We start from the raw sequence: 17,701 nt of genomic DNA, 5'->3' as shown, positions 1-17,701 counted from the left end.
ACAGGCCGGATACGCCGGCCTGAATTCGGTTAGCCGCCCAGATAAGCGGAACGAACCGCCTCATTTGCGAGTAATGCGCGCCGCTGTCTTCCAGTACAACGTGACCATTTTCAAGCACATAGCCGCGGTCGGCCAGACGTATCGCCTAGTTCGCGTTTTGCTCCACGAGGAAAATGGTCATGCCCTCTTCACGCAGTTGCTGGATAGTATCAAAAATTGCGAAAATAGCGCCAGAGCGCTGTTCTGTGCCGCCATTTGCCAAATAAGATTTCAATAGGAAGGATGCCCTCTTTACCTGCCCACCAACACCTCCACGCCCATTTTCCCTAACGCATCTTTTGCCGCAGTCGGCAGGGCGTCGTCGGTAATAATGCTGTCTAAGACCGTTAGCGGGGTGATCAGATGGGTGGCGATGCGGCCGTATTTTGAGGTGTCGCAGAGCAGAATTCGTTTGCTGCTGGCTTCCACCACCGCGCGTTTGACCGCCACCTTGTCTTCACTTGGCGTGGACAGGCCGCGCAGGCTCCACGATGAGGCAGAGATAAAGGCGATATCGATAAACAGGTTACGCAGCGCCTGCGCGGTGGCTTCGCCGACGCAGGAGCGGTTTTCCCGACACAGCGTGCCGCCGGTGTGGATCATGCGGCACTGGCAGGATTCAATAATAAAAGCGGCAATCACAAAATCGTTGGTCACGATCAATAAATCATCCCGCTCGGCCAGGTGGCGCGCCAGCGACAGCGTTGTGGTTCCCGCGTCCAGATAGATACAGCTGTTGGGCGGGATCAGCCGGGCCGCCAGCCGGCCAATCGCCTCTTTCTGCTGGCTGAACATCACGGATTTATCCTGATGCGACGGTTCGATCGTCAGCCGTTCCGGCGAGCGTACGCCGCCAGAGACGCTGAGTAACAGGCCGTCCTGCTCCAATTTTTGCACATCCCGCCGCACGGTCATATGCGATACCCCGAGCCGCTCGGTCAGTTCCGTGATGCTTACCACGCCGCGCTCGGCGATCAGCGCGAGAATCTGTTGATGACGTTCTACTGGAATCATCCCTGCTCCTATCCTGATCTGATAAATATTGTGATAACGCGCGTATTTATGGACGATTCTTATCATAAATTCACGTCATAAACCACGTCGCGCTTAATGTTTCAACACTATTCCGTAAAGTGAAAAAACATAACATATTGATTTAAATGTAAATAATGAGTTGTATTTCTCATGAACGCTCGTGAATAGTGATTTTATTTGCACGATGTTAATTTATGTGATTTTGGTCACCACCAATGGCAATTAAAGGGATTACATTTAACACCACAGAACAAATAGTCACTAAAATTAACAACACAACGTTGATGAAAAATCTGCCGAGGATGCCGTAGCCGTTATCAGTCATGGAGCCACAGGCTTTGACCGTGAGGATGACTGCATCGTCATCAAGGTTTTCAGCGACATCACGCTGCCAGAAAAATGGGAGGAGGCCTAATGTTACTCGGAGTCATCGCCGACGATTTCACCGGCGCAACCGACATCGCCGGTTTTCTGGTCGGGAACGGGTTATCCACTGTGCAACTCAATGGTGTGCCGCCGCAGGATTACCGTGTGGACGCCCAGGCTGCCGTCATTAGCTTGAAGTCGCGCTCCTGTCCGGCCGAACAAGCCGTCGTCGATTCGCTCAATGCGCTGGCCTGGCTTCAGGGCCAGGGATGCCGCCAGTTCTATTTCAAATACTGTTCGACATTCGACAGCACCGCGCAGGGCAATATCGGCCCGGTGATCGACGCGTTGCTGGATGCGCTGGGAGAAACGCAGACCGTTATCTCCCCGGCTTTACCGGTCAACGGCCGCACCGTCTACCAGGGTTATCTGTTCGTGATGGATCGGCTGTTGTCGGAGTCGGGCATGCGCGACCATCCGTTGACCCCGATGACCGACAGCTATCTTCCGCGCCTGATGGAGCGGCAAGCTGAAGGGACGTGCGGCGTCATCGCGGCGGACGTCATGGATCGGGGCGCGGAGGCGGTGACGGCGCGGCTGGAGGAGCTACGGAGACGAGGCGTTCGCTACGCGGTGCTGGATGCGCTTAGCGGGCGGCACTTGCTGGTCCAGGGTGAGGCGCTGCGCGGGATGAAGCTGGTCACCGGCGGCTCTGGCCTGGCCATCGGGCTGGCGCGGCAGTGGGCGACGCGCGATGCGCAACAGGACGCGCAGGCCGCCGGCGCGCCGCAGAGGGGACCGGCGATCGTATTGTCCGGTTCCTGTTCCGTGATGACCAACAGGCAGGTCGCCCGCTATCTGCATCAGGCTTCCGGCCGGGCCATCGACGTCGAGCGCTGCATGGCGGGAGACGACGCCCTGGCCGGCTACGCCAGTGAGCTGTGCGACTGGGTGCGAAAGCACAGTGGAGAGGAACTGGCCCCCATGCTGTATGCCACCGCCGAACCGGAGACCCTCGGCCGTATCCAGCAGCGCTGGGGGGCGCAGTCCAGCAGCCAGGCGGTGGAGGCGCTCTTCTCTTCCGTCGCCCGACAACTGCGGGAGGACGGCTTCCGGCGTTTCATCGTCGCCGGAGGAGAAACTGCCAGCATCGTGGTGCAGACGTTGGGGATCCGCGCCTTCCATATCGGCCCCACCATCTCTCCCGGCGTACCCTGGGTGAGATCGACCGATGCCCCCCTTTCGCTGGCGCTGAAGTCCGGCAACTTCGGGGATGAAAACTTTTTCGCCAGAGCGCAGCAGGAATTCGTCGTATGAATGAAGCTCAAGCACGAGAAGAAATGGTTAGACTGGGAGCCTCTTTTTTTCAGCGCGGATATGCCACCGGCTCGGCCGGGAATCTTTCCCTACTGCTGGAGGACGGGGCGCTGCTGGCAACGCCGACGGGCTCCTGCCTGGGAGAACTCTCCGCCGACCGGCTGGCGAAGGTTGATCCAGCGGGCGCATTGATCTCCGGCGACAGTCCCTCCAAGGAAATCAGCTTCCATCTGGCTCTCTATCGCAATAATTTGCAGTGTCGGGCCGTGGTACACCTGCATAGCGCCTATTCGACCGCGCTTTCTTGTCTGGAGGCGCTGGATCCGCGCAACGCGATCAGGCCCTTCACCCCTTATGTGGTGATGCGAATGGGACAAGTGCCAGTCGTTCCCTATTTCCGTCCCGGCGACAAGCGGCTGGGTGAAGAACTGGCCAGGCTGGCGCCCGACCACAACGCCTTTCTTCTGGCCAATCACGGCCCGGTCGTGACCGGGCGGAGCCTGCGCGCCGCCGCGGACAATATGGAGGAGCTGGAAGAAACCGCCAAACTGATCTTCATTCTGGGCGACCGCCGGATCCGCTATCTGACTGATGCGGAAATTGCCGAATTAAGGAGCTAAACATGCCTACGTTCATCATAAATCTATCCACTATGTTTTACCGAGGCGCCGTTCCTTAACCTCTTCAAGGCCGTAGCCGACGCGGGTTTCCGGGCGAAGATCCTGGAGGGCGTTACACGCAATAGAAAATGCTGTCTATGGCACTTCTACCGTACGCCCGCCGAATAGAGCAACTTTTAAAAGCGGACGACTCCTGATATACCCGCTTCAGCATTGACGGCAAACGTTACTTTCGCCAACACCGGGCAGAGACAAGCCATGTCGCGGCATGGCTTGCTCTTGCTACAGCATTCGACGTTTAAATGCCGCAGCACCTTTAAATGGGAAAAAGATAAATTTCCGGAGGTTGTTATGTCTGTGGACTCGAAGACTCCAGACGTCGGCAACAGTAAATCTCTACTGCTGACGACCAGGTGGCGCTTTATTATCATGCTGTTCATTTTGTACACCATCAACTGCATCGATCGCATCGCTTTGTCTGTCGGCATGCCGTTGATCGCGCAAGAGTTTTCTTTAAGCGGAAAAATGCAGGGACTGATCCTCAGCGCCTTTTTCTGGGCATATTGCCTTTGCCAGATCCCCGGGGGAAAGGCTGCGGACCGATGGGGCGGAAGACTCGTCATTAGCGTGGCGACAGTGATATGGGGGGCGTTTCAGTGCCTATCCGCCGTTGCCGTCAACGGCCTATTCCTTTTGCTGACCCGCGTGGGACTTGGCGCGTTTGAAGCGCCTTTCATGCCATCGGCCAGTAAGCTCACCGCCAGTTGGCTTCCCTCCCGGGAGAGAGGCAGAGGCATTACCCTCATTGACAGCGGCGCTCCTTTCGGCTCCGCCGTGGGCGGCTTGCTGGTCGCATCTCTCATCGCCTTTTTCAGCTCGTGGCGTATCGCATTTTTCCTGATCGGGGTCTTGACCATCGTTGCCGGGATCGTGGTTTATCTCTACGCCCGCGACACGCCCCATGAACACAAGAGCATGGGTAAAAACGAACTTGATTTCATTGACGAACAGAAACGGCTCGCAGGGGAAGTGCAGGCGCAGAATACTAATATGGCGCTGTCCAAAAGAACCCTGGTAGCAATGGTTATCGGCCGCATCGGCTGGGCAATGGTTTTTTTCGGCTTGGTTACATGGGGGCCAAGCTACCTTGCCAACGGACGGGGAATGGACCTCAGGGCCATGGGGTACGCCACTTTCATCATTTTCCTGTGTGGCGCGATTGGCGAAGTGGTCAGCGGATACCTTGTGGATATGCTCCAGCGCGTGCTCCCGCGTAATGCCGCCTGCAAGCTGCTTTTCGGGATTTCCGGCGCCATGGCCCTGGCTTGCCTGTTGGCATTGCCTTTCATTAACGACAGTACCACGGCGGTAATCGTTCTAGCCATCGGCGTCTTTTTCCATCTTTGGGGCGGATTGTACTGGATTATTCCAGCCATGCTTTCCCCCGCGAATAAAATCGGTTTAGTCGGCGGGGTAATGAACTTCGCCGGAACGTCCAGCGGCATTTTTGTTCCCATTATCGTGGGTTTCCTGGTGGACATGACCGGTGGCTACACCGCTGCGCTGTACTTTTTCGCCGCTTGCGCCTTTGTATACCTCCTGGGCTCCCTTTGTATTAATTTCGGCGCTTCCAGCCCGAAAACCGCGGGCTAGAACCTATCCGCGCGCTGTCCGCATAAAGAACAGCGCACATTAAGGAGAATCATCATGGCTGAAAAAAATATCTGGACCGGGCCGGTGGTTGACGCACACCACCATTTTTGGGATCTCGAGAAGCATCTGTATCCGTGGCTGACGAAAGACATCATGGTGCCACATCGTTACGGGGATTACAGCGCAATAAAGAAAACGTACCTGATGAGCGATTATTTCGACGATATCGTCGGGCAAAATGTGGTCACATCCGTTTACTGCGAAGCGGAATATGACCCGCAGGCCCCGCTCAAGGAAACACACTACGTGCACGAGGTCGCACGTGATTTCGGCTATCCCGGCGCCATGGTCGCGCAGGCATGGCTTGATGCGGAAGATGCCGCAAGCCTGCTCGCGGAGCAGGCGGCATATCCTCTTGTCCGGAGTGTCCGCCATAAGCCCGGCGGTCCTTCCACACCGGTGGAACAGGGCAGAAGCCTGATGTTGTCTGACAAATGGCTGCGCGGCTATTCCGAATTGGAGAAATACGGTCTCCATTTCGATCTGCAGGCCAACTGGTGGGTTTTGCCGGAAGCCGCGGAACTTGCCGCCAATTTCCCGCATACCCTCGTTATCGTAAACCACACGGGCGTGCCGGGGCGAAGCGAGGAAGCTCTCCTGGGGTGGCGCGCCAATATGGAAAAGCTGGCCGCCAGACCCAATACCGCCGTGAAGATTTCCGGCCTTTGCGAGGCGAACAAACCCTGGACGGTTGAAAGTAACCGCCGAATCGTGAAAGACGTCATTAGCATGTTCGGTGCAGACCGCTGCATGTTGGGCAGCAATTTCCCAGTGGACGGCATGGTAACGACATTCGCCACGATTTTTGACGGTTACAGGGCGATTCTGGCGGATCTGCCGGAAAAAGAGCAGGGTGCGGTCTTTCACAAAACCGCTGAAAGGATCTACCGCCCGCAGCGCCTGCAATAGCCGGGTTACCGATGAACCGGCGGTCTACGTGAACGGCGGCTGTACGGGAATGGATTTCCGCCGCTCGTCTTTGGAAAAATAATTATTAAACAGATGCATATACTCAGGAGAGCGCTCAATGCATTATCAATCATTATTCAAACGGCCTGCGAATGACGCGGTGCGCGCCTGTCTTATGGGCGCAGGCGAATTCGGCACATCATACATTTTCCAGGCCCAAACCATGCCGCACATGGAAGTGAAAGCGGTATGCACCCGCACTGTGCAGCGTGCGGTTGACGCATATGTTTCCGCAGGCATTCCCACAAGCAGGGTGAAGGTTTGCAACACGGCGGAAGAGGCGAGAAAAGCGTACGAGGAGGGATTTTTCGTTGTCGTCGAGGCCTTTGATACGATTGCGGATCTCCCTCTCGAAGTGTTGGTGGAAAGCAGCGGCCAGCCGGAAGTCAGCGCCGCTGCGGCCGAACTCGCCATTGAGAAAGGCATGCATGTGGTAATGGTTTCCAAAGAGACGGATTCCGTTGTCGGTTCAATCCTCGCTCAGAAAGCCCAGTCCAGGGGGCTGGTCTATACGACGGGAGATGGCGACCAACCCAGCATGCTGATCGGCCTTATTAGTTGGGGGCGTGCGCTGGGTCTTACCATTGTCGGCGCGGGAAAGGCCAGCGAGTACGATTTCGTGTATGACCCCGTATCAAAAATGTTTGCGTGTGAAGGGCAGCAGCAGCTCTTTGCCTGCTCCGGCATGGATGATTTATGGAATCTAGGCGATCGGAACGCCAGGGATATTGCCGAAGCCCGCGGCGCTATACTCAGTACCCTCACTTTTCACTCCATTCCTGATCTTTGCGAAATGGTCGTTGTGGCGAACGCAACCGGCATGAAACCGAACAAACCCGCGTTCAGCGCTCCCGCCGCACGCATGGGGGAAATGCCTGATTTTTTTTGCCCCAAAAAAGACGGCGGCCTGCTTGATGCCCCCGGCACGCTGGATATATTCAACTGCCTGCGCCGCCCCGATGAAATCAGCATGGCCGGCGGCGAGTTCATCATTGTGGCGTGCACGGACCAAAAGACATGGAAAGTCCTGGGCGCCAAGGGACACCCCGTTAGCCGGAACGGAAAGTATGCGGCGGTTTATATCCCCCGACACCTGCTCGGCGTGGAAACCGGCACGTCGGTACTTGCAGCGGCTATCATGGGACATGCGACGGGCGGAGACAGTCTTCGCCCTGTTTGCGATTTATACGGACGTGCCACGCAGGATCTCAAAAAGGATACGGTGTTGAAGATGGGCGGGCATCACCACACCATTGACGGAGTGGACGGCTTCATCGGTGATGCTGAGGCTATCGACGCCGGGAAGTTAGTACCGTTCTATCTATTTAGCAATACAAGCCTGGCGCGCGATGTCGCCGCGGGGGAAGTTATCCGGATGGAAGACGTGAATATCCCTGCAAACTCCGTACTCCTGCGCCTTCGCAAAGAGCAGGACAGGGTCTTCGGACTTACAAAAGAATAGTGCGGGAACGGCGCGGGTTCACGTTGGAATAGTTGATTTATCTCGCAGCGAGACGCCTGTAGGCAAAACCCGTTTTTCAGAAGGCTGAGTCGCCACGCCGACGAACAAAATTATCAGGATCAATTTTATTTGTCGGCGTGGCGGATAAAGCAAAAGGCTTATCAGCAGTCTGCCGTGGCGGACGGGGGGGGGAATCAACCGCCCAGATAGGCTGAGCGCACCGCTTCATTCGCCAGTAACGCCGCGCCGGTGTCTTCCAGCACCACATGGCCGTTTTCCAAGACATAACCGCGGTCGGCCAGACGCAGCGCCTGATTGGCGTTTTGCTCCACCAGGAAAATGGTCATGCCCTCTTCACGCAGCTGCGCGATGGTGTCGAAAATTTGCAGGATGATAATCGGCGCCAGCCCCAGCGACGGTTCGTCCAGCAGCAACAGGCGCGGCTGGCTCATCAGCGCCCGGCCGATGGCCAGCATTTGCTGCTCGCCGCCGGACATGGTGCCGGCCCGCTGGGCGCGGCGCTCGAACAGGCGCGGAAACAGGTCGTAGACCCGTTCGATGCGCTGCTGATACTGCTCCCGCTCGGCAAAGAATCCGCCCATGGCCAGATTCTCTTCCACCGTCATGCGGGAAAATACGCGGCGGCCTTCGGGAACGATGGCGATCGCCTCGCGCATAATCCGCGCGGTTTGCCAGTGGGTAATGTCTTTGCCATCAAAGATGACGGTGCCTTCGCTGGCCCGCGGATCGCCGCACAGCGTACCCAGCAAGGTGGTTTTACCGGCGCCGTTGGCGCCGATAAGGGTAACGATCTCGCCCTGTTCGATGTGCAGGCTGACCTGATGCAGCGCCTGAATTTTACCGTAATGGGCCGAGACCTGATTTAATGACAGCATAAACGTTTATCCTTCGCCCAGATAAGCACGGATGACATCCGGGTTATTGCGAATTTCAGCCGGGGTGCCGTGGGCCAGCGGGGTTCCCTGATTAACGACGTAAATCCGATCGGAAATCCCCATCACCAGCTTCATGTCATGTTCGATCAACAGCACGGAAACCTGATGGCGATCGCGCAGTTCCACAATCAGCTGATTCAGCTCCGCGGTTTCTTTCGGGTTCAGCCCGGCGGCGGGTTCGTCCAGCATCAGCAGTTCCGGACGGGTCACCATACAGCGGGCGATTTCCAGCCGCCGCTGCTGGCCGTAGGCCAGATTGCCCGCCTGGCGGTTGGCGAACGCCAGCAGGCCGACGCGTTCCAGCCACACCGCCGCGCGATCCTGCGCATCCGCCTCGGCGCGCCGGAAGCCCGGCGTTTTCAGCAGCCCGGCGAACACCCCGCTTTTAAGATGCTGATGCTGCGCCACCAGCAGGTTTTCAATCACCGTCATCTCACGGAACAGGCGCACATGCTGGAACGTCCGCACCACGCCCATGCGGGCGATTTTCTGCCCGGACAGGCCTTCCAGATGCCGGTCGCGCAGCAGGATGGTGCCGCCGGTGGGGCGATAGAAACCGGTCAGGCAGTTGAATACCGTGGTTTTCCCCGCGCCGTTGGGGCCGATCAGCGAGACAATTTCCCCGGCGTGAATATCCAGCTCAACGTTGTTGACCGCCAGCAGGCCGCCGAAGCGCATGGTCAGACCCCTGACCGATAATAATGGCTGCGTACTCATGCCTGCTCTTCCTTCTTACCCACCTGCAACTTCATTTGCGGACGCTTCATCGGCAGCAAACCCTGCGGGCGCCAGATCATCATCAACACCATCAGCGCGCCCAGCAGCAGCATGCTGTATTCGTTCAGGTCGCGCATCAGTTCGCGCGACACCACCAGCAGCACGGCGGCGAGGATCACCGCGAACTGCGAGCCCATACCGCCCAGCACCACAATCGCCAGCACAAAAGCGGACTCGGCGAAGGTGAAGGATTCCGGGCTGACGAAGCCCTGGCGGGCGGCAAACAGCGTGCCGGCGAAACCGGCGAACGCCGCGCTGATGGTGAACGCCGTCAGCTTGATGCGCGTCGGGCTCAGCCCCAGCGAGCGGCAGGCGATTTCATCGTCGCGCAGCGCTTCCCAGGCGCGGCCCAGCGGCATGCGCAGCAGGCGATTGATGACAAACAGCGTCAGCACCACCAGCAGCAGCGCCACCAGGTAGAGGAAAATAATGCGATCGCCGGGGCTATAGGTCAGGCCGAAAAAGTTATGGAAAGTATCCCAGCCGTCGCGGGCGCTGCGGCTGAACTCCAGACCGAAGAAGGTCGGTTTGGGGATCTGGCTGATGCCGTTCGGGCCGCCGGTGATTTCGGTATTGTTCAACAGCAGAATGCGGACAATCTCCCCAAATCCCAGGGTGACGATGGCCAGATAGTCGCCGCGCAGCCGCAATACCGGGAAGCCGAGCAGGAAGCCGGACAGGGCGGCCGTCAGGCCCGCCAGCGGCAGACTTTCCCAGAATCCCAGACCGTAGTAGTGGTTCAGCAGGGCGTAGGTATAGGCGCCGATGGCGTAAAAGCCGCCGTAGCCCAATACCAGCAGTCCGGACAGGCCGACGACGACGTTCAATCCCAGCCCCAGCATCACATAAATCAGCGTCAGGGTGGCGATATCCACCGTACCGCGCGACACCAGGAACGGCCAGGCGACGGCGGCGATGATCAACAGCGCCGCCAGCAGTTTCTGCCGCGGCGTGCTGCCGTCAAAGCTCGGCAATACCAGCGACGGGACGGCAAATTTCTTTATGCTCTGCTGGAAGAACGGGCGGATTAGCTGGAAGAAGAACACCACCACGCAGCCCGCGCCGATCCAGTACCAGCGCACCTGATCGGCCCCGCGCACCACCAGCCTGGTGCCGTCGAGCCCCAGTTGCATGCCCATGATAAATGCCGCCAGCACCAGCAGCATCAGCGCGGAAACCAATGCGTTGAACAGATTGAGCTGTTTCATACCTTCTCAACCTCCGGACGGCCCAGAATACCGGTGGGCATCACCAGCAGCACCGCGATTAACAGCGCGAACGATACCGCGTCCTTGTACTCGGTGCTCAGATAGGCCGAGGTCAGCGCCTCCGCCACGCCCAGAATCAACCCGCCGATCATCGCGCCGGGAATGCTGCCGATACCGCCCAGCACCGCGGCGGTAAAGGCTTTCATCCCGGCCATAAAGCCGATATAGGGGTTAATCACGCCGTAGAACTGCCCCAGCAGCACGCCGGCCACCGCCGCCATCAATGCGCCAATCACAAAGGTCAGCGAGATGACCCGGTCGGTGCTGATGCCCAGCAGGCTGGCCATCTTCAGATCTTCAGCACAGGCGCGGCAGGCGCGTCCCATGCGCGAATAGCGAATAAACAGCGTTAGCGCCAGCATCGCCAGGAACGTCACGATCCAGATGGTCAACTGCATGGTGCTTATCGTCGCGGCAAAGCCGTTACTCTCGCCCAGCGTCCACTGTCCGGTGACCAGGCTGGGCAGGGCGACGTCGCGCGAGCCCTGCGTCAGGCTGACGTAGTTTTGCAGGAAAATTGACATCCCGATGGCGGAAATCAGGGCGATCAGACGCTTGGAGGTGCGCACCGGCCGATAGGCGACGCGTTCGATGCTCCAGCCATAGGCGCTGGAAATCACCACGGCGGCGATAAACGCCACGCCGATCAGCAGCCAGCCGGCATCGATGCCCATCATCATCAGGGCGGCGATAACGATAAAGGAGACATAGCTGCCGATCATATACACTTCGCCGTGGGCGAAGTTAATCATGCCGATAATGCCGTAAACCATGGTGTAGCCGATGGCGATCAGCGCATAGGTGCTGCCCAACGTCAGGCCGTTGAACATCTGCTGAAGAAAGTAGAGGAACTGCTCGGACATACCTTAACCTTAAATTCTGCCCCCGCGTCTTGCGATAGCGGGGGCATGCGGTACTGAGGGATTAATACGGATTTGCTTGATTACTTCACGACGCTGGAAGTACCGTCTGCGTGCCACTCAAATACGCCAAACTCAAACCCTTTCAGGTCGCCTTTTGCATCCCAGCTTAACGGTCCCATCACGGTATCGACGGGTTTTGCCTTCAGATCGTTCGCCAGTTCTTCCGGCTCCGCGCTGCCGCTGCGCTCCATGGCGGTAGTCAGAGACTGTAATGCGGCATAGGTCGTCCAGACGAACGGACCGGTCGGGTCCAGCTTTTTCGCTTTCAGGGCATCCACCACCGGCTGGTTCGCCGGCACCTGATCGTAACGTTTCGGCAGCGTGACCAGCATGCCTTCAGACGCTTCGCCGGCGATATTGGACAGCGATGAGTTGCCCACGCCCTCCGGCCCCATAAATTTGGTGGTCATGCCGGCCTGACGGGCCTGGCGCAGGATCTGCCCCATTTCCGGGTAGTATCCGCCAAAATAAACGAAGTCCACGTTTTCTTTTTTCAAGCGCGCCACCAGCGTGGAGAAATCTTTATCGCCCGCCGTCACACCTTCAAACAGCACCACGTTCGCGCCGGCTTTTTTCAGGCTATCCTGCACCGAGCGAGCCAGACCTTCGCCGTATTGCTGTTTGTCATGCACCACGGCGATACGCTGCGGCTTGATGGTTTCGAGAATGTATTTCGCCGCGGTCGGGCCCTGATCGGAGTCGAGGCCGGTGGTGCGCAGCACCAGATTGTAGCCGCGGGTGGTCAGATCCGCGTTGGTGGCGGCGGGCGTAATCATGATCACGCCTTCTTCTTCGTAAATATCAGACGCCGGCTGGGTGGAGGAGGAACACAGATGGCCAATGACATAGCGGATACCGTCATTGATGACCTTGTTGGCGACGGCGACGGCCTGTTTCGGGTCACAGGCGTCATCATATTCAACGCCAACCAGTTTATTGCCGTTCACGCCGCCTTTGGCATTGATATCCGCAATGGCCTGACGGGCGCCGATGAACTCCATATCGCCATACTGCGCCACCGGGCCGGACATCGCGCCGACGACCGCTACTTTGAGATCCGCCGCGTTTGCCGCCTGACCGAGTGCGATTGCCATACAGCCCATCAGCAATATTTTGCTTTTACTCAATTTCATCCGTTTTACCCCAAGTTTTATTATGAATATTGCCGAAAATTTGACTGCCCACGTCATAAGATAACCTTTTTCTTATATGTAAGAACAGGTTAGGTTTAATATTAGGAATGAATTCTAATAAGGCTTTATTTTTCATATTATTAAACAGGAATTTTATGCTGCAAATCAACTCCCGCCGGCAGGAATAAGCGAAGATGACAGCATAAAATACTAGCCTTAAAATCCAGTGTTTAATTTATATATAGTCAGTTATGCTGCTTTATGCCTTAATTAATGACGTTTTACTCGAAAAATAGGCGGCGTAAAAAGCATTTTCCCTATTAACGGTAAAGAAGAAATTGCGTAACTGTTCCACTACAAGCCTACTACATTATTCTTCACTCATTTTATGGGGTGCCAGTAAATGAAACTAACCGTTGAGAATCTTGTTGAATTCAGTGACCAGGATAAAATTGATCTGGCGAAAATCTGGCCGCATCAGAATCTCGATCTTCTGCAGGCGGGGCTGACGCCGGAGCGCCGTATCTTTTCCGCCCGTTTTAACGATCGGCTGTTGGCCGGGGTGTTAGTGGAAATCAAAGGCGAATACGCTCAACTGAGCGATATGGTAGTGCGCGTGGAGACCCGACGCCGCGGCGTCGGCCTGTATTTGGTGGAAGAGGTCCTCAGGCAGCTACCCGGCGTCAAGGAGTGGTGGCTGGCGACGGCGGATCACGCGACGGTTAATGAAGAGGTGCTGGCGAGATTTATGCTTAGCTGCGGTTTTTCACCGGTATCCGGCGGCTGGCGCTATATAAAGAATGAAAATCAGTGAAGGCGGATAAAAACAAAACGACCGGGCAAGGGCGCCGGTCGCTTATGCTTTAATGCTGCGCTATCAGGCTTCTATCGCCATGCGCAGCTTTTTCATGGCGTTCTTTTCCAACTGCCGTACCCGCTCTGCGGAGACGCCATATTGGTCGGCCAGATCCTGCAAGGTGGATTTATTGTCGTCATCCAGCCAGCGGGCGCGAATAATATGCTGGCTGCGCTCATCCAGGCCTTTCAGGGCGTAGGTCAGTTTATCCGCCGCGTGGCCTTCCCAGTTATCCTCTTCAATGCCGTCGGCGAAATCAGACGATTTATCCTGTAGATACAGCATCGGCGACATGGCTTTGCCATCGTGCGTTTCTTCGTCCGGCGTCGGATCGAAGGTCATGTCCTGCGCGGCCATGCGCGACTCCATCTCACGCACGTCCTTGCTGGTCACGCCCAGCTCGCGGGCCACCAGCTCCACTTCGTCCTGATTAAACCAGCCGAGACGTTTTTTCGATTTGCGCAGGTTAAAAAACAGCTTACGTTGCGCCTTGGTGGTCGCCACTTTCACAATGCGCCAGTTACGCAGAACGTACTCGTGAATCTCGGCTTTAATCCAGTGCACGGCAAAAGAGACCAGACGCACGCCCACTTCGGGATTAAAGCGGCGCACCGCCTTCATCAGGCCGATGTTGCCTTCCTGAATCAGGTCCGCCTGCGGCAGACCGTAGCCGGAGTAATTACGGGCAACGTGGATAACAAAACGCAGATGCGACAGAATCAGCTGCTTGGCCGCTTCCAGATCGCCATGATAATGCAGTCGTTCAGCCAGAGCCCGCTCCTCCTCCGCCGTTAGCATCGGATAGGCGTTGGCGGCTCTAATGTAACCTTCCAGACTGCCTTGGGGTACCAGGGTGAAAGTTTGCATATCTTTGGTCATTCAACCTCTCTCAATTATGCGATGCCTCTCAGTAAGAAGACCGCTTGTGCGACCCGTCACGGACGAATCGCGATAATAACGCCGTTGTGCATCGGCGGGTCTTTCAGTAGCCCGACATAAGTTCAGACTGTGATTTTACTCACAAGTTCCTCTGATTTTATCCATTTTATTTAACATATCAAGATGAATACCCGAGGAAATCATACGCCCGCCGCGGTGAAAAAAACGTTGCGCCCGAGAGCGTTTCCCCTGTGCGCACGGCCTGAATCACAGGGGGAAGATTATAACAAAAAAAGATTACTGTGGTGTAAAACGACGTAAATGTTGCACCGTCGCCAGCCAGGCGGCCAGCCAGCCAATCATCCCGGCGACCAGCAACAGCAGCAGGGATTCATCCCAACTCAGCCCGGTTACTTTGAAGGTGGTGCCGAACACCGAGGCGACCTGAGTGACGGCGGCGTCCAGCTTCCACACCAGCGCCTGCGACAGGATCAGCGACAGCACGGCGCCGCCGAATCCCATAACGGCGCCGCCGTTCAGGAAGGGACGCAGGATAAAGCCATCCGTCGCGCCAATCAGCTTCATAACGTTAATGGTTTCGCGGCGGCTGAAAATACTCAGGCGAACGCTGTTGCCGATAACTAAAAAGACGGCGATAACCATCAGGACGCCAATGGTCGCGGAAATCTGTCCGACCAGGCTGGTCAAGGCCACCAGCCGGGCAAACCAGCTGTCGTCCATGCGGACTTCATCCACCCCCTGCGTCGCCGCCACGCGCTCGCGGAGCGTGGTGAGGGTGTCGGCGCTCTGGAAATTCATCCTGGGGGTGATAATGGCGACCGCCGGCAGCGGATTTTCTTCCAGCATATCCAGCGCGCCGCCAAAGCCGGACCAGTTGCGGAACTCGCCCATGGCGTCATTGCGCGACAGATAATTGACCTTTTCGACCCCTTCTTCCGACTGAAGCCGGGTAATCACCGCCTGCGCGGCGTTATCGTCCAGGGATTTGTCCAGATAGACGGTCAGCTGCGGCGTGGGATACCACTGCGCCGCCGCCTGGCTGACGTTTTTCCACACCAGGTAACAGATACTCGGCAACGCCAGGGAGATCGCAATCACCATCACGGTCAGCAGCGTCGCCAGGGGCTGGCGCAACATATCGGCCAGGGTATTGCTCCAGGCGTAACGCCACTGTTCCCGCCAGCCGCCGCGCAGCGATTTGGCCTTTGCGCCGGTTTTCTTCAGGTTACGGGCATTATTCGCCATGATGGTTTCCCCCGATCATGCGGCCGTCGGAGAGCGTCAGCACCCGATAATTGCGTCGGGATATCAGCCCGGTGTCATGGGTCGCCATCAATACCGTTACGCCCACCCGGTTGAACTCTTCAAACAGGCGCAAAATGCCTTCGGACAGCACATCGTCCAGATTACCGGTCGGTTCGTCCGCCAGCAGCACGGCGGGTTTATTGACCACCGCCCGCGCAATGCCGACGCGCTGCTGCTCGCCGCCGGAAAGCTGGATAGGGTAGTTGCGGGCCTTATCCAGCAGGCCGACCTTGTCCAGCGCCGCGGAGACCCGGCGGCGGATATCTTCGCTGGTGGCGCCGGCAATGATCAGCGGCATCGCCACGTTGTCATAAACGGTACGCTCCATCAGCAGATGGTGATCCTGGAAGATCATCCCGATCTGGCGGCGCAGAAACGGCACCTCGCGCTTTGTTAAGCGGCTGATATTGTGCCCGCTGAACAGAATCTGACCGGCGCTGGGGCGTTCAATCCCGCAAATCAGCTTCAGCAGGGTGCTTTTCCCCGCGCCGGAGTGGCCGGTCAGGAAGGCCATCTCCGCCGGGCGCAGATGAAAATCCACCCCCTGCAGGGCCTGACGTCCGCCGCGATACGCTTTACTGACCTGTTCAAAACGAATCATCCGTTTTTAATCCTCTCGGGCAAAAAGTGCCTCAATAAAATCGTCGGCCTTGAACGGCCGTAAATCTTCGATGCCTTCACCCACCCCGATATAGCGGATGGGAATGCCAAACTGGTCGGCGATGGCGAAAATCACCCCGCCTTTGGCGGTGCCGTCAAGCTTGGTCAGCGAGATGCCCGTCAGCCCGACGGCCTCGTTGAACAGCTTCGCCTGACTCACCGCGTTCTGTCCGGTGCTGGCGTCCAGCGTCAGCATGACTTCGTGCGGCGCGTCTTCATCCAGCTTTTTCATCACCCGCACGATCTTTTTCAGCTCTTCCATCAGATGGGCTTTGTTCTGCAGGCGACCGGCGGTGTCCGCAATCAGCACATCCACCCCGCGCGCCTTGGCGGCCTGGATGGCGTCGAAAATCACCGAGGCGGAGTCGGCCCCGGTATGCTGCGCCACCACCGCGACATTGTTGCGCTGGCCCCAGACCTGAAGCTGCTCGACCGCGGCGGCGCGGAAGGTATCTCCCGCCGCCAGCATCACCGATTTGCCCTGGGCCTGAAACTGGCGCGCCATTTTGCCGATGGTGGTGGTTTTGCCCACGCCGTTCACCCCGACCATCAGGATCACGTAAGGCGTTTTGCCTTCGATATCCAGCGGCTCATCAACCTTAGCAAGGATCGTCGCCATTTCTTCTTTCAGCTTAACAAAAAGCGTATCAGCATCTTTCAGCTGTTTGCGATTGGCGTGCTCCGTCAGATTGGCGATGATCTTGCGCGTGGTTTCAACGCCCACGTCCGCAGTCAGCAGCTGCTCTTCCAGCTCTTCAAACAGATCATCGTCGATTTTCTTACCGCGAAACAATCCGATAAATCCTGAACCCAGATTCTGGCGGGTTTTCACCAGGCTGCGTTTCAGGCGGGCGAAGAACCCCTCTTTGGTGGGACGCTCTTGCTCGTGCGTCGCCGGAGCGGCGTGATCGGCTTGCCGGCTTTCCGGTTCGGCCTCAACGACCGGCGCCGTTTCCTCAGCTAACGGTTCAATCGCCGCCGGCGCGCTATCCGCTACCGGTTCCGCCGTCGGCTCGCTTTCCTGCGCCAAGGCATGCGCGGCGACATGCGTTTCTTCCGGCGGCGCCGGTTCGGTCGGGGCTTCGTTTTCCCGAGCGGGGGATGCGCCGGATGCGGTTTCAGGTACGGATTCGGAGAGCCGATGGTCATCGGCGTCCGTTGCGGGTTCCGCCGCCGGCGTATCCGCGGCTTCGGGTTTATCTTGCGGTTGCTGTTGTTGTTCTTCTTCCTGTCGGCCTAATCCCAGCCAGGAAAAAAAACCGCGCTTCTTCTCTTTTGTCATGTTGCAATCGCGCTCCACGCCGCTCACTGCAGCGAATCAATAATGAAAATCAGACTATTTTGCCTATAAACCACAAGTTTAACACTTTCCTTTCGGCAGCAACACGCAACCGCGGGGAAC

General features: G+C 57.4%; 16 protein-coding genes and 1 pseudogene. 6 read left to right on the top strand and 11 right to left on the bottom strand.

Features of this window, described 5'->3' with window-relative positions:
• Positions 1-29: 29 nt before the first annotated feature.
• Together DDT56_RS11770 and ygbI are read right to left on the bottom strand one after the other, a co-directional pair.
• Positions 30-217, bottom strand: a pseudogene (locus tag DDT56_RS11770) (branched-chain amino acid ABC transporter ATP-binding protein); the annotation flags it as partial.
• A 74-nt stretch (positions 218-291) separates the two neighbouring features.
• Complete coding sequence (ygbI, locus tag DDT56_RS11765) at positions 292-1,053, bottom strand: DNA-binding transcriptional repressor YgbI (protein ID WP_136166639.1); 762 nt, start codon at positions 1,051-1,053, stop codon at positions 292-294.
• 435 nt (positions 1,054-1,488) lie between these two features.
• Between ygbI and otnK the strand changes: the two genes are divergently transcribed.
• From otnK to DDT56_RS11740, 5 genes are all read left to right on the top strand, one after another.
• Positions 1,489-2,757, top strand: a complete 1,269-nt coding sequence (otnK, locus tag DDT56_RS11760; protein WP_136166638.1) for a 3-oxo-tetronate kinase — start codon at positions 1,489-1,491, stop codon at positions 2,755-2,757.
• Positions 2,754-3,377 (top strand): 3-oxo-tetronate 4-phosphate decarboxylase, encoded by a 624-nt coding sequence (otnC, locus tag DDT56_RS11755; protein WP_136166637.1) that lies wholly within the window; start codon positions 2,754-2,756, stop codon positions 3,375-3,377. The genes otnK and otnC overlap by 4 nt, the downstream gene beginning before the upstream one ends.
• 351 nt (positions 3,378-3,728) lie before the next feature.
• Positions 3,729-5,030, top strand: coding sequence for an MFS transporter (locus tag DDT56_RS11750; RefSeq protein ID WP_136166636.1), 1,302 nt, complete (start codon positions 3,729-3,731; stop codon positions 5,028-5,030).
• 54 nt (positions 5,031-5,084) lie between these two features.
• On the top strand, positions 5,085-5,999 hold the full coding sequence (locus tag DDT56_RS11745; protein ID WP_136166635.1) for an amidohydrolase family protein: 915 nt from the start codon (positions 5,085-5,087) through the stop codon (positions 5,997-5,999).
• 118 nt (positions 6,000-6,117) lie between these two features.
• Entirely contained in the window at positions 6,118-7,521 is a 1,404-nt protein-coding gene (locus DDT56_RS11740) for an NAD(P)H-dependent oxidoreductase (RefSeq protein WP_136166634.1), read from the top strand.
• Positions 7,522-7,715: 194 nt separating this feature from the next.
• On the opposite strand, the gene livF is transcribed toward DDT56_RS11740, so the two are convergent.
• The 5 genes from livF to DDT56_RS11715 form a co-directional block, all read right to left on the bottom strand.
• On the bottom strand, positions 7,716-8,417 hold the full coding sequence (livF, locus tag DDT56_RS11735) for a high-affinity branched-chain amino acid ABC transporter ATP-binding protein LivF (protein ID WP_009114887.1): 702 nt from the start codon (positions 8,415-8,417) through the stop codon (positions 7,716-7,718).
• A 6-nt stretch (positions 8,418-8,423) separates the two neighbouring features.
• Positions 8,424-9,194: a high-affinity branched-chain amino acid ABC transporter ATP-binding protein LivG gene (livG, locus tag DDT56_RS11730; RefSeq protein WP_136166633.1), complete on the bottom strand. Its 771-nt coding sequence runs from the start codon at positions 9,192-9,194 to the stop codon at positions 8,424-8,426.
• Positions 9,191-10,462, bottom strand: a complete 1,272-nt coding sequence (locus DDT56_RS11725) for a high-affinity branched-chain amino acid ABC transporter permease LivM (RefSeq protein WP_136166632.1) — start codon at positions 10,460-10,462, stop codon at positions 9,191-9,193. Before DDT56_RS11725 ends, livG begins: the two co-directional genes overlap by 4 nt.
• Positions 10,459-11,385 (bottom strand): high-affinity branched-chain amino acid ABC transporter permease LivH, encoded by a 927-nt coding sequence (gene livH / locus DDT56_RS11720; RefSeq protein ID WP_009114884.1) that lies wholly within the window; start codon positions 11,383-11,385, stop codon positions 10,459-10,461. Before livH ends, DDT56_RS11725 begins: the two co-directional genes overlap by 4 nt.
• 80 nt (positions 11,386-11,465) lie before the next feature.
• The gene (locus DDT56_RS11715) at positions 11,466-12,578 is read right to left on the bottom strand and encodes a branched-chain amino acid ABC transporter substrate-binding protein (protein WP_136166631.1); all 1,113 of its coding nucleotides are present in this window, start codon (positions 12,576-12,578) and stop codon (positions 11,466-11,468) included.
• Between the two features lie 403 nt (positions 12,579-12,981).
• On the opposite strand from DDT56_RS11715, the gene panM reads away from it, so the two are divergent.
• Positions 12,982-13,392: an aspartate 1-decarboxylase autocleavage activator PanM gene (gene panM / locus DDT56_RS11705; RefSeq protein ID WP_136166629.1), complete on the top strand. Its 411-nt coding sequence runs from the start codon at positions 12,982-12,984 to the stop codon at positions 13,390-13,392.
• Positions 13,393-13,455: 63 nt separating this feature from the next.
• Here panM and rpoH read toward each other — a convergent pair whose 3' ends face one another.
• The 4 genes from rpoH to ftsY form a co-directional block, all read right to left on the bottom strand.
• Positions 13,456-14,313, bottom strand: a complete 858-nt coding sequence (gene rpoH, locus DDT56_RS11700; RefSeq protein ID WP_136166628.1) for an RNA polymerase sigma factor RpoH — start codon at positions 14,311-14,313, stop codon at positions 13,456-13,458.
• A 297-nt stretch (positions 14,314-14,610) separates the two neighbouring features.
• Positions 14,611-15,579 (bottom strand): permease-like cell division protein FtsX, encoded by a 969-nt coding sequence (gene ftsX, locus DDT56_RS11695; RefSeq protein ID WP_136166627.1) that lies wholly within the window; start codon positions 15,577-15,579, stop codon positions 14,611-14,613.
• Positions 15,569-16,240 (bottom strand): cell division ATP-binding protein FtsE, encoded by a 672-nt coding sequence (ftsE, locus tag DDT56_RS11690; protein WP_009114879.1) that lies wholly within the window; start codon positions 16,238-16,240, stop codon positions 15,569-15,571. The genes ftsX and ftsE overlap by 11 nt, the downstream gene beginning before the upstream one ends.
• A gap of 6 nt (positions 16,241-16,246) precedes the next feature.
• Positions 16,247-17,581 (bottom strand): signal recognition particle-docking protein FtsY, encoded by a 1,335-nt coding sequence (ftsY, locus tag DDT56_RS11685; RefSeq protein WP_136166626.1) that lies wholly within the window; start codon positions 17,579-17,581, stop codon positions 16,247-16,249.
• Positions 17,582-17,701 lie beyond the last annotated feature (120 nt).

Source organism: Brenneria corticis (assembly GCF_003115855.1).
In the GTDB taxonomy this organism is placed as follows: domain Bacteria; phylum Pseudomonadota; class Gammaproteobacteria; order Enterobacterales; family Enterobacteriaceae; genus Brenneria; species Brenneria corticis.
This window is presented reverse-complemented; position numbering and strand designations above follow the sequence as displayed.

What these genes read in the sequence shown, in the direction of transcription:
- ygbI (WP_136166639.1), bottom strand. Translation starts at nt 1,053, where the DNA reads ATGATTCCAGTAGAACGTCATCAACAGATTCTCGCGCTGATCGCCGAG.
- otnK (WP_136166638.1), top strand. Translation starts at nt 1,489, where the DNA reads ATGTTACTCGGAGTCATCGCCGACGATTTCACCGGCGCAACCGACATC.
- otnC (WP_136166637.1), top strand. Translation starts at nt 2,754, where the DNA reads ATGAATGAAGCTCAAGCACGAGAAGAAATGGTTAGACTGGGAGCCTCT.
- DDT56_RS11750 (WP_136166636.1), top strand. Translation starts at nt 3,729, where the DNA reads ATGTCTGTGGACTCGAAGACTCCAGACGTCGGCAACAGTAAATCTCTA.
- DDT56_RS11745 (WP_136166635.1), top strand. Translation starts at nt 5,085, where the DNA reads ATGGCTGAAAAAAATATCTGGACCGGGCCGGTGGTTGACGCACACCAC.
- DDT56_RS11740 (WP_136166634.1), top strand. Translation starts at nt 6,118, where the DNA reads ATGCATTATCAATCATTATTCAAACGGCCTGCGAATGACGCGGTGCGC.
- livF (WP_009114887.1), bottom strand. Translation starts at nt 8,417, where the DNA reads ATGCTGTCATTAAATCAGGTCTCGGCCCATTACGGTAAAATTCAGGCG.
- livG (WP_136166633.1), bottom strand. Translation starts at nt 9,194, where the DNA reads ATGAGTACGCAGCCATTATTATCGGTCAGGGGTCTGACCATGCGCTTC.
- DDT56_RS11725 (WP_136166632.1), bottom strand. Translation starts at nt 10,462, where the DNA reads ATGAAACAGCTCAATCTGTTCAACGCATTGGTTTCCGCGCTGATGCTG.
- livH (WP_009114884.1), bottom strand. Translation starts at nt 11,385, where the DNA reads ATGTCCGAGCAGTTCCTCTACTTTCTTCAGCAGATGTTCAACGGCCTG.
- DDT56_RS11715 (WP_136166631.1), bottom strand. Translation starts at nt 12,578, where the DNA reads ATGAAATTGAGTAAAAGCAAAATATTGCTGATGGGCTGTATGGCAATC.
- panM (WP_136166629.1), top strand. Translation starts at nt 12,982, where the DNA reads ATGAAACTAACCGTTGAGAATCTTGTTGAATTCAGTGACCAGGATAAA.
- rpoH (WP_136166628.1), bottom strand. Translation starts at nt 14,313, where the DNA reads ATGACCAAAGATATGCAAACTTTCACCCTGGTACCCCAAGGCAGTCTG.
- ftsX (WP_136166627.1), bottom strand. Translation starts at nt 15,579, where the DNA reads ATGGCGAATAATGCCCGTAACCTGAAGAAAACCGGCGCAAAGGCCAAA.
- ftsE (WP_009114879.1), bottom strand. Translation starts at nt 16,240, where the DNA reads ATGATTCGTTTTGAACAGGTCAGTAAAGCGTATCGCGGCGGACGTCAG.
- ftsY (WP_136166626.1), bottom strand. Translation starts at nt 17,581, where the DNA reads ATGACAAAAGAGAAGAAGCGCGGTTTTTTTTCCTGGCTGGGATTAGGC.